General features: G+C 63.0%; 28 protein-coding genes. 21 read left to right on the top strand and 7 right to left on the bottom strand.

The features are described 5' to 3' along the window. The 14 genes from AC1ROB_RS15405 (at nucleotide 1) to AC1ROB_RS15340 (ending at nucleotide 11478) form a co-directional block, all read left to right on the top strand. On the top strand, nucleotides 1-849 hold the full coding sequence (locus AC1ROB_RS15405; RefSeq protein ID WP_492970246.1) for a GntR family transcriptional regulator: 849 nt from the start codon (nucleotides 1-3) through the stop codon (nucleotides 847-849). Next, a complete protein-coding gene (locus AC1ROB_RS15400) occupies nucleotides 846-2066 on the top strand; it encodes an ABC transporter substrate-binding protein (RefSeq protein WP_492970247.1) in 1221 nt (406 codons plus the stop codon). The genes AC1ROB_RS15405 and AC1ROB_RS15400 overlap by 4 nt, the downstream gene beginning before the upstream one ends. Before the next feature lie 57 nt (nucleotides 2067-2123). Further along, nucleotides 2124-2996 (top strand): branched-chain amino acid ABC transporter permease, encoded by an 873-nt coding sequence (locus tag AC1ROB_RS15395; RefSeq protein ID WP_492970248.1) that lies wholly within the window; start codon nucleotides 2124-2126, stop codon nucleotides 2994-2996. Nucleotides 2997-2999: 3 nt separating this feature from the next. Beyond that, the gene (locus tag AC1ROB_RS15390; RefSeq protein ID WP_492970249.1) at nucleotides 3000-3965 is read left to right on the top strand and encodes a branched-chain amino acid ABC transporter permease; all 966 of its coding nucleotides are present in this window, start codon (nucleotides 3000-3002) and stop codon (nucleotides 3963-3965) included. Then, nucleotides 3958-4710: an ABC transporter ATP-binding protein gene (locus AC1ROB_RS15385; protein ID WP_492970250.1), complete on the top strand. Its 753-nt coding sequence runs from the start codon at nucleotides 3958-3960 to the stop codon at nucleotides 4708-4710. Before AC1ROB_RS15390 ends, AC1ROB_RS15385 begins: the two co-directional genes overlap by 8 nt. After that, entirely contained in the window at nucleotides 4703-5404 is a 702-nt protein-coding gene (locus tag AC1ROB_RS15380) for an ABC transporter ATP-binding protein (RefSeq protein ID WP_492970251.1), read from the top strand. Before AC1ROB_RS15385 ends, AC1ROB_RS15380 begins: the two co-directional genes overlap by 8 nt. Before the next feature lie 59 nt (nucleotides 5405-5463). After that, on the top strand, nucleotides 5464-6345 hold the full coding sequence (locus tag AC1ROB_RS15375; protein ID WP_492970252.1) for an isocitrate lyase/PEP mutase family protein: 882 nt from the start codon (nucleotides 5464-5466) through the stop codon (nucleotides 6343-6345). After that, nucleotides 6342-7742 carry an FAD-dependent oxidoreductase gene (locus AC1ROB_RS15370; protein ID WP_492970253.1) on the top strand — a complete coding sequence of 467 codons (1401 nt, stop codon included), beginning with the start codon at nucleotides 6342-6344 and terminating at the stop codon, nucleotides 7740-7742. Before AC1ROB_RS15375 ends, AC1ROB_RS15370 begins: the two co-directional genes overlap by 4 nt. A 2-nt stretch (nucleotides 7743-7744) precedes the next feature. Next, the gene (locus AC1ROB_RS15365; RefSeq protein WP_492970254.1) at nucleotides 7745-8302 is read left to right on the top strand and encodes a DUF4440 domain-containing protein; all 558 of its coding nucleotides are present in this window, start codon (nucleotides 7745-7747) and stop codon (nucleotides 8300-8302) included. A 28-nt stretch (nucleotides 8303-8330) separates the two neighbouring features. After that, nucleotides 8331-8597, top strand: a complete 267-nt coding sequence (locus AC1ROB_RS15360) for a GIY-YIG nuclease family protein (protein ID WP_492970255.1) — start codon at nucleotides 8331-8333, stop codon at nucleotides 8595-8597. An 86-nt stretch (nucleotides 8598-8683) separates the two neighbouring features. Next, a complete protein-coding gene (locus AC1ROB_RS15355; RefSeq protein ID WP_492970256.1) occupies nucleotides 8684-9283 on the top strand; it encodes a hypothetical protein in 600 nt (199 codons plus the stop codon). 29 nt (nucleotides 9284-9312) lie between these two features. Beyond that, nucleotides 9313-10311, top strand: coding sequence for an isopenicillin N synthase family dioxygenase (locus AC1ROB_RS15350; RefSeq protein WP_492970257.1), 999 nt, complete (start codon nucleotides 9313-9315; stop codon nucleotides 10309-10311). A 2-nt stretch (nucleotides 10312-10313) separates the two neighbouring features. Then, nucleotides 10314-10772 carry a VOC family protein gene (locus AC1ROB_RS15345; RefSeq protein WP_492970258.1) on the top strand — a complete coding sequence of 153 codons (459 nt, stop codon included), beginning with the start codon at nucleotides 10314-10316 and terminating at the stop codon, nucleotides 10770-10772. A gap of 130 nt (nucleotides 10773-10902) precedes the next feature. Beyond that, a complete protein-coding gene (locus AC1ROB_RS15340) occupies nucleotides 10903-11478 on the top strand; it encodes a PRC-barrel domain-containing protein (protein ID WP_492970259.1) in 576 nt (191 codons plus the stop codon). Between the two features lie 68 nt (nucleotides 11479-11546). Here AC1ROB_RS15340 and AC1ROB_RS15335 read toward each other — a convergent pair whose 3' ends face one another. Genes AC1ROB_RS15335 through AC1ROB_RS15325 form a run of 3 tightly spaced genes read right to left on the bottom strand, consistent with a single transcriptional unit; the run spans nucleotide 11547 to nucleotide 13775 of the window. Beyond that, complete coding sequence (locus AC1ROB_RS15335) at nucleotides 11547-12107, bottom strand: hypothetical protein (protein ID WP_492970260.1); 561 nt, start codon at nucleotides 12105-12107, stop codon at nucleotides 11547-11549. Then, nucleotides 12104-12436 carry a rod-binding protein gene (locus AC1ROB_RS15330; protein WP_492970261.1) on the bottom strand — a complete coding sequence of 111 codons (333 nt, stop codon included), beginning with the start codon at nucleotides 12434-12436 and terminating at the stop codon, nucleotides 12104-12106. Before AC1ROB_RS15330 ends, AC1ROB_RS15335 begins: the two co-directional genes overlap by 4 nt. Nucleotide 12437: 1 nt before the next feature. After that, nucleotides 12438-13775: a flagellar basal body P-ring protein FlgI gene (locus AC1ROB_RS15325; protein WP_492970262.1), complete on the bottom strand. Its 1338-nt coding sequence runs from the start codon at nucleotides 13773-13775 to the stop codon at nucleotides 12438-12440. 198 nt (nucleotides 13776-13973) lie between these two features. Here AC1ROB_RS15325 and AC1ROB_RS15320 point away from each other — a divergent pair, with 198 nt between their 5' ends. Then, the gene (locus AC1ROB_RS15320; protein WP_492970263.1) at nucleotides 13974-14405 is read left to right on the top strand and encodes a flagellar assembly protein FliX; all 432 of its coding nucleotides are present in this window, start codon (nucleotides 13974-13976) and stop codon (nucleotides 14403-14405) included. A gap of 156 nt (nucleotides 14406-14561) precedes the next feature. Continuing rightward, a complete protein-coding gene (gene dksA, locus AC1ROB_RS15315) occupies nucleotides 14562-14981 on the top strand; it encodes an RNA polymerase-binding protein DksA (protein ID WP_492970264.1) in 420 nt (139 codons plus the stop codon). A 155-nt stretch (nucleotides 14982-15136) separates the two neighbouring features. Here dksA and flgH read toward each other — a convergent pair whose 3' ends face one another. Genes flgH through flgF form a run of 4 tightly spaced genes read right to left on the bottom strand, consistent with a single transcriptional unit; the run spans nucleotide 15137 to nucleotide 18313 of the window. Beyond that, nucleotides 15137-15952 (bottom strand): flagellar basal body L-ring protein FlgH, encoded by an 816-nt coding sequence (flgH, locus tag AC1ROB_RS15310; RefSeq protein WP_492970265.1) that lies wholly within the window; start codon nucleotides 15950-15952, stop codon nucleotides 15137-15139. 28 nt (nucleotides 15953-15980) lie between these two features. Further along, entirely contained in the window at nucleotides 15981-16742 is a 762-nt protein-coding gene (flgA, locus tag AC1ROB_RS15305) for a flagellar basal body P-ring formation chaperone FlgA (RefSeq protein ID WP_492970266.1), read from the bottom strand. A gap of 30 nt (nucleotides 16743-16772) precedes the next feature. After that, complete coding sequence (flgG, locus tag AC1ROB_RS15300; protein WP_492970267.1) at nucleotides 16773-17558, bottom strand: flagellar basal-body rod protein FlgG; 786 nt, start codon at nucleotides 17556-17558, stop codon at nucleotides 16773-16775. Nucleotides 17559-17584: 26 nt separating this feature from the next. Beyond that, nucleotides 17585-18313: a flagellar basal-body rod protein FlgF gene (gene flgF, locus AC1ROB_RS15295; RefSeq protein WP_492970268.1), complete on the bottom strand. Its 729-nt coding sequence runs from the start codon at nucleotides 18311-18313 to the stop codon at nucleotides 17585-17587. A 247-nt stretch (nucleotides 18314-18560) separates the two neighbouring features. Here flgF and AC1ROB_RS15290 point away from each other — a divergent pair, with 247 nt between their 5' ends. From AC1ROB_RS15290 to AC1ROB_RS15270, 5 genes are all read left to right on the top strand, one after another. Next, complete coding sequence (locus tag AC1ROB_RS15290; RefSeq protein ID WP_492970269.1) at nucleotides 18561-19061, top strand: flagellar basal body-associated FliL family protein; 501 nt, start codon at nucleotides 18561-18563, stop codon at nucleotides 19059-19061. Nucleotides 19062-19076: 15 nt separating this feature from the next. Then, on the top strand, nucleotides 19077-20108 hold the full coding sequence (gene fliM, locus AC1ROB_RS15285; protein ID WP_492970270.1) for a flagellar motor switch protein FliM: 1032 nt from the start codon (nucleotides 19077-19079) through the stop codon (nucleotides 20106-20108). Next, nucleotides 20105-20659 (top strand): DUF6468 domain-containing protein, encoded by a 555-nt coding sequence (locus tag AC1ROB_RS15280; protein ID WP_492970271.1) that lies wholly within the window; start codon nucleotides 20105-20107, stop codon nucleotides 20657-20659. Before fliM ends, AC1ROB_RS15280 begins: the two co-directional genes overlap by 4 nt. Further along, nucleotides 20656-21579, top strand: coding sequence for a MotE family protein (locus tag AC1ROB_RS15275; protein ID WP_492970272.1), 924 nt, complete (start codon nucleotides 20656-20658; stop codon nucleotides 21577-21579). Before AC1ROB_RS15280 ends, AC1ROB_RS15275 begins: the two co-directional genes overlap by 4 nt. A gap of 160 nt (nucleotides 21580-21739) precedes the next feature. Continuing rightward, the gene (locus AC1ROB_RS15270) at nucleotides 21740-23188 is read left to right on the top strand and encodes a DUF1217 domain-containing protein (protein WP_492970273.1); all 1449 of its coding nucleotides are present in this window, start codon (nucleotides 21740-21742) and stop codon (nucleotides 23186-23188) included. Nucleotides 23189-23222: the final 34 nt, after the last annotated feature.

Below are 23222 nucleotides of genomic sequence, written 5' to 3'. Positions count from 1 at the left end.
ATGAGCAGGAAAAATACGGTGATGGTGGATGAGCGGCTGCCGACGCCGCTCTACCACCAGATATTCCTGATTCTGCGTGGCCAGATTGTTGAAGGCCGGCTGTCGGCCGGCATGCAGGTGCCGGGCGAAGAGGAGCTGGCGCGGCAGTTCAACGTGTCGCGCATCACGGCGCGACGCGCTCTGGCCGAATTGGCCGCCGAGGGGCTGGTTACCCGCGGTCGCGGTCGGGGCACCCATGTCATGGCGCGCAAGAATGAACCGCCACCGGTCCATGGCGGCGTTGAAGGTCTGATCGAGAATCTGATGGCTATGGGTCTCAAGACCCAGGTGGCTTTGCTCGATTTCGGCTATGAACCGGCGGCCCCGGATGTCGCCGCCGCACTGCAGGTCGCGCCTGGCGAGGAAGTACAGCGCGCGGTGCGCGTGCGTTCGCTGGCCGATGGCCCATTCTCGCATCTCACCACTTATGTGCCGGCTGATATCGGTCGGAAATTCGGCCGCAAGGAAATGGCACGGGAGCCGCTTCTGGCCCTGCTGGAGCGCTCGGGCGTGGTGATCGGCAGTGCGGACCAGACATTGTCAGCCACTCTGGCCGATACCCGGGTGGCGCCGCTGCTCAAGACCTCGATCGGCGCGCCGTTGCTGCGCATCAACCGCATCGTGCATGACAGTCATGGGCGCCCGGTCGAATACATCATCGGATTGTATCGTCCGGATCGCTATCAGTTTCGCATGAGCCTCGACCGCGTGCGCGGCGAGGATCGCAATACTTGGTCGGCCAGCGTGGCGCCGGCGACCGGGGAAACCAGGTCTGCGCCACGATCCAGAAACAGGGAGAAGAAGTCATGATCAAGACACCACGCGTATCCCGCCGTCTGTTCCTCGCCGGAACGGCTGCAACCGCCGGCATCGCCGGCTTTCCTGCCATCTTGAAAGCGCAACCGCGCACCCTGAAGGTTGGTGTTCTGCATCCCGTCACCGGCCCACTGGCTCCCTCGGGTCAGCAGTGCCGTCTCGGGGCCAAGCTGGCGATCGACACGATCAATGCCAACGGCGGCATTGCCTCGCTGGGCGGCGCCAAGATCGAACCGATCTATGCCGACGCCCAGTCCCAGGCGGCTGTCGGCGCCGCTGAAGTCGAGAAGCTGAACGAAATGGGCGTGGCGGCGATTATCGGCCCGTTCGCCTCGGGTATCGCGCTGACCACGACCCAGGCTGCGGCCAAGCACAATATTCCCCACATCGTCGATGTCGGCGTGGTTGACCAGGTGGTCACGCGCGGCCTGACCAATACCTTCCGCTTCGGCCCCGGCCTGAGCAAGATCGTCGACAGTGCCATGGAAAATCTGGTCGCCATGAACAACCAGGCCGGCAAGCCGGCCAAGACGGTGATGATCGTCCATGAGGAATCGGCCTTCGGCGCTGGCATGGCCAAGACCCTGAACGACAAGTTGCCGGGTATGGGTTTCGAGGTGCTCGAGACCATCGCCCACGCCAATCCGACGCGCGACTTCAACAACATCGCTCTGAAGATCAAGGGCCGTAACCCAGACCTGCTGATTCCCTCGAATTACTACAACGAATTCGTGCTGCTGGCCCGCACGCTGCGTCAGCAGAAGGTGCGGCCGAAGGCGATCTACTCGATTCTCGGCGGCGCGGCCTCGCAGTACCGGTTCGTGCAGGAATTCCCGGAAGCGGCCGAGTTCATCATGGACTGCAATCACTGGTTCGATCCGCGTAACCCAGTGGCTTTGGAACTGAAGAAGAAGGTCGAGGCGGAGAAGCAGTTCTTCTCCTATGAAGTCTTCCTCAACCACGAATGCATACGCCTTCTGGTCGATGCGGTCGAGCGGGCGGCTTCCACCGACCGCGCCGCCATCACCCAGGCGCTGGCGGCTTCGGGCTGGTCGAACCATTTCATGCCTTACGGGCCGACCAAGTTCGTCAACGGCCAGAACGAAGGCGCGGCCCCGGTCAACACCCAGATCCTGCAGAAGGATATCAAGGTGATCTTCCCCAAGGACTTCGCCAACGCCAAGCCGGTCTTCCCGGCGCCGAAGCTCTAATCGTCCATCCGATGCGGGGCCGGTTCGCCGGCCCCGCATATTCTCCTGCGTGACTTTATGCTTGAAATCTCGATTCTGCTGCCGGCAATCCTGAACGGCCTCACCACCGGTGCGGTATACGCTCTGATCGCGCTCGGCCTCACGCTGATCTACGGCGTGCTGCATATCATCAATTTCGCTCATGGCGCCTTGCTGATGCTTGCCATGTATGGCGTCTTTTTCCTGCACGCGGCGCTGGGTATCGATCCCTATCTGGCGTTACCGGTGATGGCACTGGCTTTGTTCGGCATCGGCTATGGCCTACAGCGGTTTGTCATCGGTCGCGCCAGTCACGGTAAGGACGAGAATATCCTGCTGGTGACCCTTGGCCTGTCGGTCGTGATCGAGAATCTGGCCCTGTATTTCTGGACATCCGATACAAGGACCATCGAGACGCCATATTCCTTCGAGGTGATCGATTTCGGTATCGCCTTTATTTCGGTGCCAAAGGCCGTGGCCCTGCTCGGTGCCCTGGTGGTGGGGGCGCTGTTGTGGCTGCTGATCACCCGCACTGACCTGGGACGGGCTATCCGTGCGATCGCCAAAGAACGTCAGGGCGCACGTCTGGTCGGCGTCAATGTCGACCATATCTTTGCCATGTCGTTCGGCATCGGTTGTGCCTGCCTGGGTGTTGCGGCCTGCCTGCTGCTGCCCAGCTTCTATGTCAGTCCGCAGGTCGGCCATGCCTTCGTGCTGGTTGCCTTCACGGTTGTGGTGCTGGGTGGCATGGGCAGTTTCGTCGGCGCGCTGCTGGGCGGGCTGATCATCGGCGTGACGGAAAGCCTGGGCGGTCTGTTCCTTGGCGAAAGCCTGGGACAGCTTGGTATTTTCCTCATCTTCATCATCGTGCTGCTGTTCCGGCCTAACGGCCTGCTCGGGCAGAAGGCATAACCCATGCGCAGCCTGACCATTATCATTCTCTTCCTTGTCATCCTGCTGCCGCTGCCGCTGGTCGTGAAATCCGATTTCTGGATCACCTGGGTGACGCTGGCATTGTTCTATGCCTGGCTCGGCCAGGCCTGGAACCTGCTTGGCGGTTATGGCGGTCAGTTCTCCTTCGGCCATGCGCTGTTCTTTGGCACCGGCGCCTATTGCACGGCCGTGCTGCAGATTCAGTTCGGACTGAATGCCTGGGTCGGCTTTACCTTTGCCGCGGTCACGGCCGGAATCGTCGGTGCCGCGACCGGCTGGCTGGTTTTCCGTTACGGTTTACGTGGCTCGTATTTCGCGTTGGTCACACTGGCCTTCGCCGAAGTCTTCCGCATTCTGGCCAACACCTTCGCTTTCACTGGCGCGGGTGTTGGCCTGCTGGTGCCGCTCAAGCCCGGTTTCGCCAGTCTGCAGTTCGATACCAAGGCTGGATTCTTCTGGCTGCTGCTGGCCCTGGTCGGGATCGGCCTGCTGATTACCTGGTGGCTGGAGCATTCCCGCTTCGGTGCCCGGCTGATCGCGGTGCGGGAAAACGAGGATGCGGCCCGCGCGGTCGGTGTCGATCCGTTCACGACCAAGCTGCTGGCGATCATGCTGTCCGGTGCCATGGCCGGTATCGGCGGCGCCGTCTATGTCCAGCTGTTCCTCTATATCGATCCCAATATCGCCTATGGGCCCGCCATGTCGGTCGAGGCATTGCTGGTGCCGATCATCGGGGGGCTGGGCACCGTATTCGGGCCTGTTCTGGGCGCTTTCGGTCTGCACGCCATTGCTGAAATCGGTCGTGGTGCTTTCGGCGATGCACCCGGGCTCAATCTGGTGCTCTATGGCGTATTGCTGGTGCTGATGGTGCTCTTCCTGCCCAATGGCCTGTTCGGCCTCGGCCGGATCAGCCTGCGTCGCCTGTTCAAGCGGGGCACCCATGCTTGAGATTACGCATCTGTCCAAGCGGTTCGGCGGCCTGGTTGCCACCAACGATGTCAGCTTCACGGTGCCTGCCGGTTCCATCACGGCGCTGATCGGCCCGAATGGGGCCGGCAAAACCACGATCTTTGCCCAGATATCGGGTTTTCACCGCCCCGATGCCGGTGAAATCCGGTTTGAGGGCCAGTCGTTGCTGGGGCTGACACCGGAACGGATCTGCAGTCTTGGCGTGACCCGCACGTTTCAGATCGTCCAGCCCTTCGCCGGGCTCAATGTGCGGGAGAATATTGCGGTTGGTGCGCATCTGCATCGACCCCGTCGGCGCGATGCGCTGGATCATGCCGAGGCAATTGCGCAGCAGGTGGGACTGGCCGAGCAGATCGATAAGCCGGCTGCCGCGCTCACTATTGCCGGCCGCAAGCGGCTGGAACTGGCCAAAGCTCTGGCCACAGACCCGAAGCTGCTGCTGCTGGACGAAGTGATGGCCGGTCTGAACCCTGCCGAGATCGACGCTATCCTGCCGGTGATCCGGCGTATCCGCGATGCCGGCGTTACCATCCTGTTGATCGAGCATGTGATGCGGGCCGTCATGAACCTGTCGGATCGGGCTTTTGTGCTCAACAACGGGGTCCTGATTGCCGAAGGATCTCCGGCCGAGGTTGCCGCCGATCCGAAGGTGATCGAGGCTTATCTCGGTCACGGTGCAGCAGCGCGCATCGCCGCGCAGCAGGCGGAGACGCATCATGCTTGAGATCAGGGATGTGCATGCCGGTTATGGCGAGGTTGAGGTCCTGCGCGGCATCAATCTTTCCGTCCAGCGCGGCGAGATCGTGGCCTTGCTGGGCGCCAACGGCGTCGGCAAATCCACGCTGAACAACAACCTGTCCGGTATCTACCGGCCCAGCGCCGGGCAGATCCGTTTCCTCGATCGTAACATTGCCGGTGCCGGGTCGGATGATATTGTCGCCGCGGGCCTGATCCAGGTGCCGGAAGGCCGCCGTGTCTTCCCGAACCTGACCGTGCGCGAGAATCTTGAACTCGGCAGCTACCGTCGCGGCAAGGCACGGCGGACACAGAATCTGGAACGCGTCTATCAGGTCTTTCCCCGCCTGCGCGAACGCATGGGGCAGGCGGCCGGCACCCTGTCGGGCGGCGAGCAGCAGATGCTGGCGATCGGCCGTGGCCTGATGGCGGAACCGGAACTGCTGATCCTGGACGAGCCATCGCTTGGCCTGTCGCCGCTGCTGGTGGAAGAGATGTTTGCCCTGATTCAGCAACTGAATGGTGAGGGGCTGACCATCCTGCTCGTCGAGCAGAATGTGGTGCAGTCTCTGGCCATCGCGCATCGGGCTTTTGTTCTGGAGCATGGCGTCATCGCCCTGTCCGGCGCTGCCGCCGACCTGTTGAACGATCCGGGGCTGAAAGCCTCGTATCTGGGAATTTAGGATATGAGAAATCCCGCTCTATCGACTGTCCAGATTCATATTTCAGAGGAGGCGCGCGCATGAGCAGTTTGCGCGAACGTCTGCGGCGTGGCGATATCGTTGTCGCCCCCGGCGTCTATGACGGGCTCAGTGCCCTGGTGGCCACGCAGGCCGGCTTCGACACCCTGTATCTCTCCGGTGCCAGTATCGCCTATACGCGCTTCGGCCGCTCCGATATCGGCCTGGTCTCGATGACCGAGGTCGCCGATACCCTCGGGGCGATCTGCGAGCGGGTGGAGACCGCTATCATGGTCGATGCCGATACCGGCTTCGGCAATGCGCTCAACGTGCAGCGGACTGTGAAGCTGTTCGAGCGCAACGGCGCCAGCGCCATCCAGCTTGAGGACCAGGCCGCACCGAAGCGCTGTGGTCACCTCGATGGCAAGACACTGGTTTCGGCTTCCGAGATGGTCGGCAAGATCAAGGCGGCACTCGATGCGCGTGTCTCGGACCAGACTCTGATTGCGGCCCGTACCGATGCCATCGCGGTGGAAGGATTCGATGCGGCGATGGAGCGTGCCAGCCGGTATATCGAGGCCGGCTGTGACATCCTGTTCATCGAAGCGCCGCAGAACACCGCAGAGATGCGCAGCATCACCAGCCGCTATGGCAACAGCGTGCCGCTGATGGCGAATATGGTGGAAGGCGGCAAGACGCCGCTGCTCAGTTCTGCCGAACTGGCCGAGATCGGCTATCGCCTGGCGATTTTCCCCGGTGGCCTGACGCGTGCGCTCGCTCATTGCATGACGGCGTATTTCGCCTCGCTGAAACAGCATGGCACAACGGCGCCATTCCGGGATCGCATGCTGGATTTCAATGCGCTGAACACCCTGATCGGCACCCCGGAACTGCTGGCGCAGGGCCAGACCTACGACGCCGTCAATTTCGAGAAGCGGAAGTGAGCGTCCAACCCACAGCCGGTATGGCTTTTCCTGTTTCCGTGACGGTCCTGGTGATCGGTGCGGGTGCCTGTGGCCTGACCGCGGCGCTGGCGGCGCATGATGCCGGTGCAGAGGTTCTGGTGCTCGAGCGCGACCCATCGCCCAGCGGCTCGACGGCGATGTCGTCGGGGATGATCCCGGCTGCCGGCACGCGCCTGCAGGCCGCGCGCGGCGTGCCGGATACGCCTGCCATCATGGCGGCCGATGTCCAGAAGAAGGCGCATGGCGAAAACGATCCCGCCATGGTGCAGGAGATCTGCGCAGCCTCCGGTCCCACGGTGGACTGGTTGATCGATACGCATAAGGTGCCGCTGACCCTGGTGGAAGGCTTTCTCTATCCCGGTCACAGCCACACCCGCATGCATGCGCCGGCTTCGCGCAGTGGCGCCGATCTGGTCGGCGGTCTGCTGGCAGCGGCTAATGCTGCTGGGATCGATGTGGTCTGCGATGCCACAGTGACCACACTCTATGCCGATCCCGATGGCCGCGTGCGTGGCGTGGCCTTTGCGCGGCCCGATGGTGCGGTAGAAACCATCGGCTGCGACACGCTGGTGCTGGCCTGCTCGGGCTTCGGCGGCAATGGCGAGCTGCTGCAGCGGCATATCCCGGAGATCGCTGCGGCACAGTATTACGGTCATACCGGCAATCGTGGCGATGCCCTGCACTGGGGCGAGCAGCTGGGTGCGGCGACGAAGAATCTGGGTGCCTATCAGGGCCATGGGTCGCTGGCGATGCCGCATGCGATCCTGATCACCTGGGCGCTGATGATGGAAGGCGGCTTCCAGGTCAACGCCGAAGGCCGGCGCTTTTCCAGCGAGCATGACGGCTATTCCGAACAGGCGATGCGCGTGATCGCGCAGCCCGGCGGCTTCGCCTGGAATATCTACGATGCCCGCCTGCACAGACTTGGACAGGATTTTGAGGATTACCGCGATGCCGTCAGCGGCGGTGCGGTGAAAAGCGCCGATGACATCGGCGGCCTGGCGGCGGCCTGCAGCCTGCCGGCGGATGCGCTGGCGGCCACGCTGGACGAGACCCGGGCACTGGCACGCGGCGAGGGCCAGGATTCCTTCGGTCGCGATTTTAGCGGCAAGCCTGCGCTGGCCGCACCTTTCTATGCGGTCAAGGTGACCGGTGCGCTGTTCCACACCCAGGGCGGCCTTGCCATCGACACGGCCGCGCGGGTGCTGCGTGCTGATGGGTCGTTCCTGCCAAACCTGTTCGCCGGCGGCGGTGCTGCCTGCGGCATCTCGGGGCAGGGACGCGACGGCTATCTCTCCGGCAACGGCCTGCTCGCTGCCGTTATCCTCGGCGCCAAGGCGGGTGCCGGTGCCGCGGCATTGTCCAAGGAGTCCTGATCATGCCTGTCGTCCGCGTCACCCTGATCGAAGGCTACAGCGATGATGTGCGTGGCCGGCTGCTGCAGGGTTACAGCGAGGTCACGCGCACGGTGCTGGAGGCCATCCCCGATGGCATCACCACCTTTGTCGAAGAGGTGAAGCAGACCAGTTATCGTCGCGGCAACCAGGAAAAGCACCCGAAGGCACCACCGCCGCCGCCCGAACAGATCGTGCGCAGCTTTCTGTCAGCCATGGAACAGCGCGATCTTGCTGCAGCCACGGCCTTGCTGGCCGATGGGTTTTCCATGGTGTTCCCCGGCGATAAGCGCTTCGGCAGGCTGGATGAGTTGCTGGCCTGGGCCGCGCCGCGTTATCGCCGCATCGCCAAGGTCTATACGCGCTTCGATACCGTGCCGGGCATGGAGAATGCCGTTGTCTATTGCTACGGCACGCTCGAGGGCGAGCGGCCCGATGGCAAACCGTTCAGCGGTGTGCGCTTCATCGATCGTTTCACGGTGAAGGCCGGCCGTCTGGTGGATCAGCAGGTCTGGAACGATCTGGCCGAGACTGGCGGCTGAGCGCAATTCCGGGCATGTCTCGGAATGCATGGATTGCTTCGTCTATATTCTGGGGAGCGCGGGAAAGGGCGGACCGCGCACCTATGTGGGCTGGACCACCGGTCTCGACCAGCGGCTGGCCCGTCATAACGCCGGCACCGGCGCTCGCTCGACGCGGGGCCGGGTCTGGCTGCTGTTGTATGCCGAGCGCCACGATACCCGCAACGCCGCCATGAGCCGGGAATGGCATCTCAAGCGCGACCGTGTCTTCCGTCGCCAGCTGCTGCAGGACTGCGTCGGGCTTCTGAACCTTTAAGCGGTTGATTTTAGTGGAAATAATAATATTGCGGAAAGAACAAAATAGGAATATTATTAGGATAATTATCTCTACAGAGGGTGTCGATGCTGGCCTGCCATGACAGTTGCCTGCCCACGGCGGTGCAACAGGAGGTTTATGACCACCTGATGCAGCCGGGCTGGCAGTTCGGCTGGAAATCCGATCCGGTCTCCGACCGCTTCTCGTTCTGGCACAAGCATTTTGCCGGTGCCCTGATACCAGGGGACGAGGCTGCCGGACCAGGACTGGCCGAACGCGACTGCGCGGGTGATCTGGCCATTACCGCACCGCCGCTGCATCGACTCTGGCTGACGCTGGCTGCCACCATTCTGAATGGACACAGGCTGGTGCGGTGCTACGCCAATGGCCATGCCTTCGGCAGCGAGGGGACAGTACATATCGACACCCGATCCGAAACCGGACGAACCTCGATTTACTATCCGCATCTCGCCTGGGAGCCGAACTGGGGCGGCGAGACCGTATTCTTCAATGCCGATCGCAGCGATATCATTGCGGCGGTTTATCCCCGGCCCAATCGCCTGCTCACCTTTGCCGGCGCCATTCCCCATGTGGCGCGGGGCGTCAGCCGCTTGTGCCCGCAGATGCGCGTGACGCTCATGTTCAAGACCGAACAGATCGTCGCGTCTGGCATCAATACTGCATAGAAACAGGGGAGACGGCAGGAGATAGTCTGATGGTGCTGTATACGCCGCCGGTTGCGGTCCGTGAGTTGCCGGTTATCGATCTTGGAAACGCGTCGGAGGAGGCTGCGCGGATTGCGCAGCAGATTCGTCGCGCCTGCTGCGACACAGGATTTTTCTATATTGCCGGCCATGGCATACCGCAGGGCCTGGTCGAATCCCAGTTTTCCCGCGCTCGGCAGTTCTTTGCTTTGCCTGCGGAAGAAAAGGCAGCACTGCACATGTCGCGCTCGCGCAGTTTTGCCGGTTACGAGCCGATGGCGGGACAGACGCTCGATGCGGAGTCGCCCCCGGATCTGAAGGAAGGCTTTTACTACACGGCCGAACTGCCGCCCGATGATCCTTATGTCCAGGCCGGTATCCGCGGGTATGGTGGCAACCAGTGGCCACAGGCGACAGCGGGTTTCGAAGCCGATGCATTCCGCGCGCAGATGCTGGCCTATCACGCGGCAATGCGTGATCTTGGCGACCGCCTGCTGGGTCTGCTGGCGCTCTCGCTCGATTTGCCGGCGGACTATTTCATGCCGATGTATCGCCGTGCCAATGCGGTCGTCCGTCTGCTGCATTACCCGCCGCAGCCAGAAACCGCACGACGCAACCAGCTTGGCGCAGGTGCCCATACCGATTGGGGCGGCACCACGCTGCTGCTGCAGGATAATGCCGGCGGTCTGGAGGTGCAGAATGCGGCCGGCGACTGGATCATGGCGCCGCCGATCTCCGGCACATTTGTCGTCAATCTGGGTGATCTGGTACAGCGCTGGACCAACGATCTGTATCGCTCGAACATGCATCGCGTGCTGAATCGGCGCAGCGACGGGCCGTCGCGGGATCGCTATTCGGTGCCGTTCTTCTACACGCCGGATCATTATGCCCGCATCGAATGTCTGCCGGGCTGCAGCGACGCCGGGCGTCCGCCGAAGCACCCACCCTGCCTGGCCGGCGAGCATATGATGGAGATGTTCAATCGCAGCTACGGTCGTAAGGCGGGATGAGCATGGCTGTCGCGCGCCTGTCCTATATCAATCTGTTTGCCCGCGACATTGTCGCGCTCTCGGCCTTTTATGCAGAGCTGTTCGGCTTCACCGAGATCGCGGCCCATCGCTCGCCGATTTATCGCTGCCTGGATGCCAACGGGCTGGAGCTGGGCTTCAATGCCCATGAGGCTTATGCGCTGCTGAATCTGTCGGATCGCCAGCCGGCGACGGCAGACGCGGTGCCGCTGGGGGCCTATTTCACGGTCGAGCTTGCATCCGCTGATGCAGTCGATGCCGCCGCTGCGGAGTGTCTGCGTCTGGGTGGCGCCGTGCTCAAGTCACCGTATCTGACCTATTATAATGCCCGTCAGGCGGTGCTTGCCGATCCGGAAGGCAATGTGTTCCGCATCAATCACCGCATCGGGCCACGCACGCCCTATGACGATCTGCCGGTGGAGCAGCGGCCGGTCAAACGCTGAGTCTCGCTGCGCTGGCCACGGATTTGTCGTGGCTTTGTCGCGGCCGCGCCACGCTTGCAACCCCATATGGATGTGGTCCGGCCGGTATGCCGGCTGGTGCACGTATAACACGAATGATGGAGAGGAACCCATGAAGCGCATATTCGCTACAGCGTCCGCCATGGCATTCGCCCTTGCGGTTCCGGGTCTGGTCCTGGCTCAGGAGAAAACACCCGGGACTCTCATGGATACGGAGCCGGTAAAGCCGGCCGCATCCGACACGATGGCGCCGATCCCCGGCACCGGCACAGCTGAGGTAAAGGGCAACAAGTTGATCGGCGCCGATGTGAAGAACGGCGCCAATGAAAAGATCGGTGACGTCAACGAAGTGCTCGTGACCACCGATGGCAAGGTCAATGCCGTGATCGTTTCGATTGGTGGCTTTCTTGGCATCGGCGACCGCAAGGTCGTGATGCCATGGGAGCAGTTGCGATTCAGCAGCGAAGGGAGTCAGCTCGTGGTCGTGACCAACGCGACCAAGGAAACGCTGAAGACCATGCCGGAATACCAGGATCCGGCGCGCGCCTCGTCGCAGCAGCCGGCGCGCGTACCCATGGGTAGCGGAGCAGGCGGCAGCGGTACGACGGGTACCGGTGGCGGCGGCATTGGCGGGATGGGCGGCGACACCTCGCGGCCGATCCGTCCGGCGCCCAGTACGTCGGACTAAAGTCTGGAAAAGAAAGCCCGTCCGGCGGCTGGCCGGACGGGCAAGTGGTACTGGCGGGGGGAAAGACGTCAGCAGGTTTCGTTGTTGAACAGCGAAACGGCCTGCCGGGCAGCGTAATTGGTGGTCAGCGCCGTCATGGCGCCGGTGCGGCCATAACCGCTGCCAAGCTGGCTCTGCTTGGTCGCGCCGCGGATAATGGCATCGAGCAGCTTCTTGTTGGCGTCGCGGGCGGTGCGCACCACGATCTCGTTGCGATAGCCGACCTTCTGCATGTCGGCCAACAGGTTTTCCAGCTTCTTGCGCTCGGCTTCGGGCGCATTGCGCAGGGCTTCGGGATTCTGGTTCAGCACCTTCTGCTTTTCACGCAGCAGGCCGGCGATGACGCGTTTCTGTTCGCTGGTGCGGTCCAACTGGTCATAGGCAAACCGCTCAAGCATGGCGGTCTCTTCCTGCATGACGTCTTTCAGTTGGATGACCAGGTCGCTGAGTTCGGCAATGGTGGGCAGGACGGCGCCGTCACCCTGATTGTCGACCACCCGGGGTGCCGTTGAAATACCCAGGCGCTGGGCAGCGCGGTCGCTCAAAGGCTGGGGGCGGCGTGGCGGTTGCGGCGGCTGCTTGTTGATCATGACTGGGCCTCCTGCATCTTCAGCATCTGGCCATACACCATATCGGCGATGCCGATGCCGCGGCCCTTGGCCATGGCGCGACCGTACTGGTCGTTCAGGAAGGACTTCCAGGTGCCTTCGGCACTGCCGCCACCGGTCAGGGTGTCGGTCTTCACGCCGGCCGACATGGATTCGAAGACCTGGGTGAGGAAGAAGGCTTCGAAATCTTCCGCAGTCTTGCGGACGTCGGCCTTGGTCTTGGACTTGAAGTTGTCGCTGCCCACACGATCGGCGCGGGCCTGGTCGATGGCGAAATTGTTGATGGCGGGCGAGGCGGAGATGCTGGACATGTCACATCACCTGGATTTCGGCCTGCAGCGCGCCAGCGGCCTTGATCGCCTGCAGGATGGTGATCATGTCGCGCGGGCCGACGCCAAGGGCATTGAGACCGTCGACCAGTTCCTGCAGCGATACGCCGCGCTTCAGGATGCCGAGGCGGCGATCCGCCTGTTCGTCGACCTGGATGTCTGTGCGCGGCACCACCACGGTGGAGGCGCCGCCGCCGATCTGGCCGGCCTGGCCGGCCGTGCCGGTGCCGGGAACGGCCTGGGTGATGGTGTCGAACACGAAGTTGCCATTGGCATCGCGCACCGGTTCGCCGTTCGGGCCGATGCGCGGCACCTGCACGGTGCCGGTGGCGGCCGAGGTGCCGGCGATGCCGGCGACGCTGGTCGGACCAGGCGCAAAGGGATTGGGCTGCGATACCTGCGCGGTCTCGGTGATGCGGACGGTGAGCGAGCCCTGGGCGATGGCAACGGTATCGATGCGCACATTCGGACCCATCACGATGGTGCCGGAGCGCTCGTCGATGATGACGCGGGCCATCTGGTCGGTTTCGACCTGCAGCTGCTCGACCTCGGTCATGAAGCCGATGATGTCGCGGCGGAAGCGATCCGGGATGTCGATATGCACGGTGGTCGGATCCAGCGCGCGGGCGGTCGGCACGCCGGCCAGCGTCGAAACGGCCTGGCTGATGCGGCGGGCGGTGGTGAGATCGGGGTTCTTCAGTGCCAGGCGCAGCACCGGCAGCGAGGCGAGCTCGAAGCCGACCTCGCGCTCCACGATGGCGCCATTGGCGATGCGGCCGGCGGTGGGCACGCCGCGGGTGATCTGGGCGGCGGCGCCCTGGGCCTTGAAACCGGAAACGGCAATCGCGCCCTGGGCCACACCGTAGACTTCGCCATCGGCGCCGAGCAGCGGGGTGACCAGCAGCGTACCGCCCTGCAGGCTCTTGGCATCGCCCATGGTCGAGACAGTGACGTCGATGCGGCTGCCATGGCGGGCGAACGGCGGCAGCGAGGCGGTGACCATCACGGCGGCCAGGTTGTTGGTGCGGTAGGTGCCGGCGTCGCGGATGTTGACGCCGAAACGCTCCAGCATCGCCGCCAGGCTCTGCTTGGTGAAGGGGGCGTTGGTCAGGCTGTCGCCGGTGCCGTCCAGGCCGACCACCAGGCCGTAACCGACCAGCATATTGTCGCGGATGCCTTCGAAATCGGCGATATCCTTGATACGCGAGCCGGCCTGGGCCTGAGTGGCCACGATCAGCATCATCAGGGGCAGCGCCAGCGCCAGCCGCAGCATGGTGCGCAGGGTCAGGGGGCGGGTCTTCTTGGCAGCGAAGCGGATCATCTCGCGTCTTCCTCAACTCGTGACCGGTCGCCGGGACCGGTTCTCTCGTGCCGAATAATGCGATTGTCGTGCCAAGGGTAATGGCATTGATTTTATTTGGATTTTCGGCCAGGTTCGGGTGCCATGCGGCAAAAAATGCCGGCTTTACCCGGCCAGTCTTATCGGGCACCATGGCGCGAGTTAAGAGATTGCAATTCCATGAGCATCGATAAAGTCAAAGGCCCGGGCGGCATCGCGCCGGGCGGCCCTAAGCGTTCGACCGGCACCAGTGCGGCCGGAGGGCCCAGTTTTGCCAGCATGCTGAAGGGGGCGGAGAAGCCCGCCGGTCAGGTCGGGCAGGCGGCTCCGGTGACGGCCCTCGACGCCATGCTGACCATCCAGGCAGTCGACGAACAGGGCGGCGGGCGGCAGAACCGCCAGCGCGCCTTCCGGCGCGGCTCGACCCTGCTGGAAAAACTCGACGAAATCCGCCATGGCCTGCTCACCGGCAGCATCCCGGCCGCCCGTCTCCAGACGCTGGCACAGACCCTGCGGGCCGAGAAGATGAGCGTCGAAGACCCTCAGCTGGCCGAAGTCCTGGCCGAGATCGAGCTGCGCTGCGAGGTCGAATTGGCCAAGTTGGGCCTGTAGAAATCAGTCCGGACTCGGACGTTTCATAATTATTTCAAGAAATCAAAGGCTTCTGGCTTTTTCGACAGCCTTGCTCCCGGGCGGGCCGATTCATATACTCCCGCGCGCCGCGGCTTAGGGTATCGGAGTCGCTGCGGCGCCTGGAGGGTCTCTTACATGGGTATCCAATTGAAGGCGAATTATAAGCCGACCGAGAGTGAGTCCTTCATGAACCCGCGCATGAAGGAATACTTCCGCCGCAAGCTGCTGGCCTGGAAGGAAGAAATTCTGCGGGAATCGAACCAGACCTTGCAGCATCTGCAGGAAGACACCGCGCAGGAGCCGGATATCGCCGATCGGGCCTCGACCGAGACGGACCGCTCGCTGGAGCTGCGGACGCGTGATCGTCAGCGCAAGCTGATCTCCAAGATCGACGCCGCAATGAAGCGGATCGACGACGGGACCTATGGCTACTGCGAAGAGACCGGCGAACCGATCTCGCTCAAGCGTCTGGAAGCCCGTCCGATTGCCACGCTGTCGATCGAGGCGCAGGAACGCCACGAGCGTCGGGAGCGGACCCATCGCGACGACATGTAGTCTGTCGTCTTCGTCCAAAACACGAAAAGGCCGGTCTTCTGACCGGCCTTTTGCGTTTCCATAAGCCCCTGGCGTTTTGCCGCGGTCCGCATCCTGCGGTCCTGACGCACGTTCTGGCGCGCCCGAATTTCGGGCGGGGCTGGATCCCTTCCGACTTAGAAGGGGAAGATGATGTCGTAGACCTGCTGACCCCAGCGCGCCTGCTGCACATCGGTCAGCTGACCGCGGCCGCCGTAGGAGATGCGCGCTTCGGCCATCTGGGTATGGGTGATGGTGTTGGTGGCGGTGATGTCTTCCGGCCGCACGATGCCCTGGATCAGCAGTTCACGGACTTCATTGTTCACCCGCATTTCCTGACGGCCCTGCACCACCAGGTTGCCGTTCGGCAGCACCTGGGTCACCAGGGCAGCTACGCTCAGGACGATCTGCTCCTGACGGTTGACCTGGCCCTGGCCCTGGACCTGCGAGGCCGAGTTCACGCCAACCGCATTCTCGGGATCGATGTTGTTGAACACCTTGTTCAGGGCCGAAGGCGCGCCGGCGCCCGTGGTCACAGCGCCGGCAACGAGGCCGGCCTCCATGCCGAGGAAGTTCGGAATGCCGGCGGTTTCGCTGTTGGCCCGCGAGGTCGACGTGTTGTTCTGCAGCTGGGCGCGTTCCTGGATATTGACCTTCACAGTCATGATGTCGCCCACCTTGGTGGCGCGCGGATCCTTGAAGAACTGGCGCGCACCCGGCCGCCACAGCGAGTTGGCATGGCGCGGTGTCACTTCCGGCGCCGGCATCGGCAGGCTGACCGGGCGGTAATCGCGGGCTTCGGTCGGATTATCGATCCTGCTCATGTCCGGGGCTTTGCCGATATCGGCAAGGCGGCCGAGATTGCCGCAGGCACCCAGCGTCACGGCGAGGCCGGTTACAGCGGCGACACGCAGCATGGCGGCGAAAGGAGCGGGTTTGGTCTGGCGGATCATGACAATGGTCCTTCTAAGCACAGTCAAATCAGTTCGAGGCAATGACGCGGGCAGCAGTCAGAACCTGCACCTGGTTGGCGGCGATCACCGTCGCCTGTACGGTCTTCTTGCTCTGCACGTTCATCACCTGGATCACATCGCCGATGCTGCCGGCTTCCAGCGCGCGACCGGTGGTGGTCAGCGTCATGCCCGGGCCCTGGGCCACCATGGTGACGAGGCCGTTCTTGGTGATGGCTTCCGGCCTGCCGACATCGGCAGAGCGGATCGGGCTGCCGGCATTCAGCGGACGGCGCGGGCTCTGGCCGATCAGATCGTCCACGCGGTCGATATAGCCGCCGCCGTAGCGGCCGGCTGGCACACGCAGCCATTCGATGTCGTTGCGGTCGATGGTCTGGCCGACATTGATGCGGTTCTTCAGCACCGGGATGGCCTCCACCGACTGGGCGCGGCCACTGACCTTGATCGCCTCGCCGCCGCCATGGATGCCGATGGCGGCATAGAAGCGGCCGCTGCGCGCATCGAAGGAGAAGCTGTCGAACCGCAACACGGCAGCGGCGGTGGCCGGAACTTCCAGTTCGTTGCCGGTACCATGGAAACTGATTTCCACCGGCTGGCCACCATTGCGCTGCTGCACCATGTCGGCGATCCGCTTGCCGATCTCGCGTTCGCCGATGATGCGGGCGCTGGCGACGGCGATCTGGGTCTGTGCCGGCGCGACCGCCGGGATCGCTGCCGCGGTGAGGGCGGCGGCGGCAAAGCCGGCGAGGGTCAGAGTGCGAAGCGGGGTCATGATGATCTCCTGAACTATGCGTCTGGCCGATTACCGGAGGCGGCCGGCGGTCTGCAGCATTTCGTCCGAAGCCGTGATCACTTTCGAATTCATTTCGTAAGCGCGCTGCGCCGTGATCAGGTTGGTGATTTCCTGCACCGGGTTGACGTTCGAAGTTTCGACATAGCCCTGGCGCAGGACGCCGAAGCCTGCGGCATTCGGATTGCCCACCGTGGGCTGGCCCGAGGCCGGCGTTTCGAGATAGAGATTGTCGCCGGTCGACTCGAGGCCGGCGTCATTGATGAAGGTGGCGAGCTGGATCTGGCCCAGCTGCTGCGGCTGCGCCTGGCCGGCGATGCGGGCCTCGACAATGCCGGTGGCGTCGATGCTGACCGCCAGCGACCCCTGCGGCACGGTGATGCCCGGCTGCAGCTGATAACCGTCGACCGTGACGATCTGGCCCTGGCCATCGACCTGGAACGAACCGGCGCGGGTATATGCGGTTTCACCCGACGGCAGCGTGATCTGGAAATAGCCCTTGCCGCTGATGGCGAGATCGTAAGAGTTGCCGGTGGTGGTCAGGTTGCCCTGCTCATGGATGCGGTAGACACCCGCCGTGCGCACGCCGACACCGATCTGGACACCGGTGGGCACGATGGTGTTGGCATCCGACGAGGTCGAACCCGGCCGGCGCATGTTCTGATAGAGCAGATCCTGGAATTCAGCGCGCTGGCGCTTGAATGCCGTCGTGCTCATGTTGGCGATGTTATTCGAGATAACTTCGACATTGAGCTGCTGGGCCATCATGCCGGTGGCGCCGGTGCTGAGCGAACGCATGTTAGGTCTCCTGGTCCGTCAATCGTTTAGTTCGTGCGACCGAGGCGCTGGATGGCCTGCTTCAGCCGATCATGCTCGCCGTCGATCAAGTTCTGGGTGGACTGGTACTGCCGGGTCAGCTCGATCATGTTGGTCATCTCGAGGATCGGCTCGACATTCGATGCTTCCAGCATGCCCTGCAGCATGGTGCTGGCGGTACCCGCGGCCTTCGGCTGCTGGGTGGTGACGTAAAGGCCCTGCGCCGTCTTGCGCAGTTCCTGTTCGCTGTCGAAGGTGACCAGGTCGATCTTGGCGATCTGCTGCTGGCCGATATTGAGGGTGCCGTCGACGGACATCGTGGGCGTGCCGCCCAGGCCGTCGTTCGGCAGGATGATTTCACGGTCGCGGTTATCGAGCACCGGATGGCCACCGCTGGTTACGAGTCGGCGGTCGGCGTCCAGGCGCAGGTGGCCGTCGCGGGTGTAGCGGCGGCCCTGGGGGGTATCCACGGTCAGGTAGCCGTTGCCGCTGATGGCGAAGTCATAGGTGTTGCCGGTCTGCTCCAGCTTGCCGGCGCGGAAGTCGCGCAGCACGCCGAAGTCATTGACAAAGCTAACCTTTTCTTTCTGGTTCGGGCCCTTTAGGTATTCCTCGAACAGCACCCGCTCGCCCTTGTAGGCGTTCGAATTCATGTTCGCCAGATTGTTGGCGATGGCATCCATCTCTCGACGCATCGAGGACAGACGGGACAGGCCGATATAGGTCGCGTTTTCCATGGCACCAAACTCGTGGTTGGTCGTTTGCTGCCAAGGGTGTTGCAGGCAGCGTGCCAACAGAATTTTTGCCGGAAAACGGCCGTTAAAATCGTAAAACCTGGCCGCTGGGCGATTTCTGACCCCCACCGCCGGCCCGCGACCCGGCAAAAACTGCCGGGCGGTGATAAAGTATTAACGGTGGGCCCTTACCAATGGCATCTGGAGCGAACCGGCCACAGCCGGATTCTGGGGCCAGGGATGTGCCGGCATGAGTGACGAGACTGAAGGCGAAGTTGACGGCGAAGGCGAAGGCCATGCCCCCAAGAAAAAGGGCAAGCGCGCCATTGTGATCATTGGTGCGGTGGTGGCGCTGCTGCTGCTCGTGGGTGGTGGCGGTGCGGCCTATTTCTTCCTTTTCGCCAACAAGCATGAGGAAGCCGAGGTCAAACCCGAGGTGCCGAAGGTCACGGTCTTCTACGACCTGCCCGACATCCTGGTGAACCTGAACTCGACCGGCCGTCAGGCCTCTTATCTGAAGCTGAAGGTGGCGCTGGAGCATAACGAGCCGCTGTCGACGCCCAAGCTGAACGAGTTGCTGCCGCGCGTGGTCGATAATTTCCAGATTTACCTGCGTGAACTGCGACCGGACGATCTGGTTGGCTCGGCCGGCCTGTACCGTTTGAAGGAAGAACTGCTGATCCGGGTCAACCAGGCCGTGGCACCGATCAAGATCAACGACGTTCTCTTTAAAGAGATGCTGATCCAGTGACCAAGCGAGACAGTCATGGCGGATAATACCGAAGACGGCGCGGAATGGGCTGGCGGCGCAGGCGATGACGGCGGCGGGTCGACCCGCATCCTGAATCAGGACGAAATCGACAGCCTTCTTGGTTTTGACGCCAGCGTCGAGGAAGACGCCGACAAAGCCGGCATTCGCGCCATCATCAACAGTGCGCTCGTTTCCTACGAGCGCCTGCCGATGCTCGAGGTGGTGTTCGACCGCCTGGTGCGTCTGATGACCACCTCCTTGCGTAACTTCACGTCCGACAACGTGGAAGTCTCGCTCGACAATATTACGTCGATCCGTTTCGGCGACTACCTGAACTCGATCCCGTTGCCGGCCATCCTCAGCGTCTTCCGCGCGGTGGAGTGGGACAACTACGGCCTGCTCACCGTCGACAGCTCGCTCATCTATTCTATCGTCGACGTGCTGCTCGGTGGTCGCCGCGGCACGGCGGCGATGCGTATCGAAGGTCGTCCGTATACGACCATCGAACGTAACCTGGTCGAGCGCATGGTCAACGTCGTGCTCGACGACATGCGCGCCGCCTTCGAGCCGCTGGCGCCGGTCAACTTCTCTTACGATCGCATCGAGACCAACCCGCGCTTCGCCACCATCGCCCGGCCGGCCAATGCGGCAATTCTTGCCCGCCTGCGCGTCGACATGGAAGATCGCGGCGGCCGTCTCGAGCTGCTGCTGCCCTATGCCACCCTGGAGCCGGTCCGCGAACTGCTGCTCCAGATGTTCATGGGCGAAAAGTTCGGCCGTGACTCGATCTGGGAAAACCACTTGGCCACCGAGCTGTGGTCGACCGATGTCGAGATCGAAGCCGTGCTCGATGAGCAGGTGATGACGCTGGGCCAGGTGATGGCACTGGAAGTCGGCAAGACCATCATGTTCAACGCCACCCCGGAATCGGTGGTAATGATGCGTTGCGGCGGCATTCCGATGGTCGAGGGCCGCATGGGCCGCATGGGCAATAATATCGCGGTCAAGATCGACCGCACGCTGAAAAGTTTGGGAGGTGTGGGATGACGCTGACCCTGATCGTTGAGCTTGTTGTTGCTGTTCTGCTGGTCATCACGCTCACCATTTCGTTGGTGCTGAACCGCCGCCTGGGCAACCTGCGTGCGAACCAGGACGAGATGCGCCGCCTGATCGGCGATTTCGACAAGGCGCTGGTCAAGGCGCGCCAGGGCATGACCGAACTAAAGACGGCATCGGCCGCCGCCGACACCTCGCATGAAGAGCGCATGAAGCAGGCTAAGACTCTGCGCGACGAACTCGGCTTCATGGTCGAGACCGCCGACCGTCTGGCCGATCGTCTGGCCGGCGAAGCCACCAACACGCGCGGCTTGCGTCAGGAACGGGCGCAGGAGCGCAGCCAGGATCTGGGCGTCGCCCGCGATGGCGACATGCTGGCCAGCAAGATCGTGCCGCCGCGGCCGCAGGCACCGGTGACGCCGTTCCCGGCCAAGAAGGCGCCGGCCAATGGTGCGCCGGTCGGCGGTGCCAAGGATTTCAAGATCGAGCCGCGCTCGGAGGCCGAGCGTGAGTTGCTGATGGCCCTGAGGCAGGCGCGATGACGATTGCCGCGCGGCAGCCGGCGATGCCGGCTTCGCCTCCGACCGCGCGCCGGTCGCTGGCGGGCCGCGTGCGGATTCTGCCGCTGACGATTCTGGCGGTGGCCTTGCTGCTCGGCCTGAAGATCGGCGCCTTGTGGCAGGGGCGGGCCGAACTGTTTGTCACCGGCGCTGGCGCCCAGCAGGGCAATCAGCCGGCCGCCGGCCAGCCGACGCAGCTGACGCCGCAGGCGCAACAGACCCAGCAGGCGCCGCAGCAGCTCGCCCAGGCGCCGGCGCAGCCGGCGGCCAATGCGCCATCCTCGACGGCCGTGCCGCAGTCGGCGCCATCGACCCGCGCCGGATCATCCAGCGTGCAGTCGCTGGCAGATCGCGATCCCACCACCTTCACCCGGGCGGAAGTGGAGTTGCTGGCCAATCTGGCCCAGCGCCGCGAGCAGCTCGAGCAGCGGGCGCGCGAGATCGATCTGCGCGAAAGCCTGCTCGGCGCGGCGGAAAAGCGGATTGACGACCGGTTGGCCGAGCTGAAGAAGCTGGAAGCCAGCATCAAACAGATCGTGCAGCAGTACGACAAGCAGGAAGAGCAGAACCTGCAGGGCCTGGTGAAGGTCTACGAGAATATGAAGCCGAAGGATGCCGCGCGCATTTTCGAGAAGCTGGAACCGAACATCCTGCTCGGCGTGGTCGAGCGTATGAAAGAGGCCAAGCTGGCGCTGGTGCTGGCGGATATGAGTCCGCAGACCGCCCAGGATCTCACGGTGCGACTGGCGACGCGCAAACAGATTCCGCCCAGCGTGCGCAGCGGCGCCGAAATCCAGCTGCAGAATCCTGCACCGCCGGCACCGGTATCGGCACCGGCAGCCGCAGCACCGGCGGCGCCTGCCGCGGCCGCGCCGGCCCGCCGCCCGGGGGCGGGTGGCTGAAAGCAGGGTTAATTATGGGTTAACTGCATGATGTATTTGGGGAAACCCGGTCTTGTGGGTTTCCCTGCACATGTTAAAATCCAAGTGAAATATCGTTACAGGCGGGACCAGAATCGGTTCTGCGCACCACCATCATCACTGCCGCAGGAGGCGAGCAAGGATGTCCATAGATCTCAGCGTTCTGATTTCAGGTACCTCGACCACAGCGGCGACCATGTCGCCGATGGCGATGTACAAGAAGCTGCAGAAACTCGCCGAAGAAAACAAGACCGCCGCAGAACCCGACGCCGCCCAGGAAGCGGCGAAGGCGAAGATGCGCGAGATGAACAACGCGGCGATCCGCGTGCGCAACAATCAGTATCGCGACACCAACGCCCAGGTCGTCAACGACGCGACCTATTACAAGAATCGCATCAAGACGGCGACCACCGCCACCGAGCTGGTGAACGACGACCGCTTCCTCAAGGTGCTGGCCACCGCCAACGGCTTCGACGACATGTACCTGCATGATCGCCAGCGTCTGCGCGATGTGCTGCTCAGCGACCTGAACGATCCCGCCTCGCGCGCCCGCACGGGGACGCTGCGCGATCTGGAGCTGGCGAAGAAATACAATTTCGGCGCCCCCGGCGATCAGCTCGACGTTGACGGCAACACCGTCGGCCTGGATACGGAGGGCCGCATCGTCAACGACGCAACGGTCGACGCGCCGCTTTCTGCGGGTCTGGCCAAGATCCGCAACCTGATCGTCGACCTGAACGGCAAGGCCCAGGTCACCAAGAATTCCAAGGATCCGGCCGACGACGGCAAGCTGATCTTCGGCGCGGATTCGGGCGACCGCGACATCAACATCTACAAGTCGAAGTCGCAGAAGGCCATCCTGCCCGAAGAGCAGGCGCCGAAGCCGACCCTTTCGGTGAACTATTACGAATTCGCCGGCGACGACTTCGACAAGTTCCGCTCACGCAAGGATGTGCAGCGCGAGATCGATTATTACAAAGAGAACATCAAGGACATCAAATCGGTCGACGATTTCTTCAATGACTCGCGGCTGGTGAAATTCGTCCTGTCGTCCTTCGATCTCGAGAGCGAGGCCGTCTATCCGGGCAAGATCCGCAAGATTCTGGAAAGCGACCTGAGCGACCCGGATTCGCTGGCCAACCGCTTCCAGGATGTGCGCTTCAAGAAGATGACCGAGCTGCTGCAGATCAACTTCCTCAAGGAAGGCAAGCTGAAGCTCGAATCCACCACGCTCGACCTGACCCGTCAGTACGAGCGCGTGGCGTATGAGAAGCATCTGGACGAGCAGGCGCCCGGCGTGCGCGCCGCCATCGAATTCGAGCGCCGCGTCAAGGATGTGACGCAGACGGTGCAGCTGCTGGGCGACAGCGTCATGCGCGACGTGGTGCTGGTCGGCAACAATATTCCGAAGGAACTCGCCTATCAGGAAGTCGATGCCCAGATCACGGCGCTGGAAAAGCGGATCGACGTCAAGGCGCTGACCAGCGACAAGGCCGAGATCGACAAGCTGGTGACGCGGTATCTGACCTTCAAGGGTACTGAAGGCACCACCGGCAGCGGCAACAGCTATCTGCTCGACCTGTTCGGCTGATTCCCCTTTTTCACGGTCGCGTGTAAAGTCGACG

It is taken from the genome of Ferrovibrio sp. GW821-FHT12F09 (genome assembly GCF_058806775.1).
This window is presented reverse-complemented; position numbering and strand designations above follow the sequence as displayed.

What these genes read in the sequence shown, in the direction of transcription:
- AC1ROB_RS15405 (WP_492970246.1), top strand. Translation starts at nt 1, where the DNA reads ATGAGCAGGAAAAATACGGTGATGGTGGATGAGCGGCTGCCGACGCCG.
- AC1ROB_RS15400 (WP_492970247.1), top strand. Translation starts at nt 846, where the DNA reads ATGATCAAGACACCACGCGTATCCCGCCGTCTGTTCCTCGCCGGAACG.
- AC1ROB_RS15395 (WP_492970248.1), top strand. Translation starts at nt 2,124, where the DNA reads ATGCTTGAAATCTCGATTCTGCTGCCGGCAATCCTGAACGGCCTCACC.
- AC1ROB_RS15390 (WP_492970249.1), top strand. Translation starts at nt 3,000, where the DNA reads ATGCGCAGCCTGACCATTATCATTCTCTTCCTTGTCATCCTGCTGCCG.
- AC1ROB_RS15385 (WP_492970250.1), top strand. Translation starts at nt 3,958, where the DNA reads ATGCTTGAGATTACGCATCTGTCCAAGCGGTTCGGCGGCCTGGTTGCC.
- AC1ROB_RS15380 (WP_492970251.1), top strand. Translation starts at nt 4,703, where the DNA reads ATGCTTGAGATCAGGGATGTGCATGCCGGTTATGGCGAGGTTGAGGTC.
- AC1ROB_RS15375 (WP_492970252.1), top strand. Translation starts at nt 5,464, where the DNA reads ATGAGCAGTTTGCGCGAACGTCTGCGGCGTGGCGATATCGTTGTCGCC.
- AC1ROB_RS15365 (WP_492970254.1), top strand. Translation starts at nt 7,745, where the DNA reads ATGCCTGTCGTCCGCGTCACCCTGATCGAAGGCTACAGCGATGATGTG.
- AC1ROB_RS15360 (WP_492970255.1), top strand. Translation starts at nt 8,331, where the DNA reads ATGGATTGCTTCGTCTATATTCTGGGGAGCGCGGGAAAGGGCGGACCG.
- AC1ROB_RS15355 (WP_492970256.1), top strand. Translation starts at nt 8,684, where the DNA reads ATGCTGGCCTGCCATGACAGTTGCCTGCCCACGGCGGTGCAACAGGAG.
- AC1ROB_RS15350 (WP_492970257.1), top strand. Translation starts at nt 9,313, where the DNA reads ATGGTGCTGTATACGCCGCCGGTTGCGGTCCGTGAGTTGCCGGTTATC.
- AC1ROB_RS15345 (WP_492970258.1), top strand. Translation starts at nt 10,314, where the DNA reads ATGGCTGTCGCGCGCCTGTCCTATATCAATCTGTTTGCCCGCGACATT.
- AC1ROB_RS15340 (WP_492970259.1), top strand. Translation starts at nt 10,903, where the DNA reads ATGAAGCGCATATTCGCTACAGCGTCCGCCATGGCATTCGCCCTTGCG.
- AC1ROB_RS15335 (WP_492970260.1), bottom strand. Translation starts at nt 12,107, where the DNA reads ATGATCAACAAGCAGCCGCCGCAACCGCCACGCCGCCCCCAGCCTTTG.
- AC1ROB_RS15330 (WP_492970261.1), bottom strand. Translation starts at nt 12,436, where the DNA reads ATGTCCAGCATCTCCGCCTCGCCCGCCATCAACAATTTCGCCATCGAC.
- AC1ROB_RS15325 (WP_492970262.1), bottom strand. Translation starts at nt 13,775, where the DNA reads ATGATCCGCTTCGCTGCCAAGAAGACCCGCCCCCTGACCCTGCGCACC.
- AC1ROB_RS15320 (WP_492970263.1), top strand. Translation starts at nt 13,974, where the DNA reads ATGAGCATCGATAAAGTCAAAGGCCCGGGCGGCATCGCGCCGGGCGGC.
- dksA (WP_492970264.1), top strand. Translation starts at nt 14,562, where the DNA reads ATGGGTATCCAATTGAAGGCGAATTATAAGCCGACCGAGAGTGAGTCC.
- flgH (WP_492970265.1), bottom strand. Translation starts at nt 15,952, where the DNA reads ATGATCCGCCAGACCAAACCCGCTCCTTTCGCCGCCATGCTGCGTGTC.
- flgA (WP_492970266.1), bottom strand. Translation starts at nt 16,742, where the DNA reads ATGACCCCGCTTCGCACTCTGACCCTCGCCGGCTTTGCCGCCGCCGCC.
- flgG (WP_492970267.1), bottom strand. Translation starts at nt 17,558, where the DNA reads ATGCGTTCGCTCAGCACCGGCGCCACCGGCATGATGGCCCAGCAGCTC.
- flgF (WP_492970268.1), bottom strand. Translation starts at nt 18,313, where the DNA reads ATGGAAAACGCGACCTATATCGGCCTGTCCCGTCTGTCCTCGATGCGT.
- AC1ROB_RS15290 (WP_492970269.1), top strand. Translation starts at nt 18,561, where the DNA reads ATGAGTGACGAGACTGAAGGCGAAGTTGACGGCGAAGGCGAAGGCCAT.
- fliM (WP_492970270.1), top strand. Translation starts at nt 19,077, where the DNA reads ATGGCGGATAATACCGAAGACGGCGCGGAATGGGCTGGCGGCGCAGGC.
- AC1ROB_RS15280 (WP_492970271.1), top strand. Translation starts at nt 20,105, where the DNA reads ATGACGCTGACCCTGATCGTTGAGCTTGTTGTTGCTGTTCTGCTGGTC.
- AC1ROB_RS15275 (WP_492970272.1), top strand. Translation starts at nt 20,656, where the DNA reads ATGACGATTGCCGCGCGGCAGCCGGCGATGCCGGCTTCGCCTCCGACC.
- AC1ROB_RS15270 (WP_492970273.1), top strand. Translation starts at nt 21,740, where the DNA reads ATGTCCATAGATCTCAGCGTTCTGATTTCAGGTACCTCGACCACAGCG.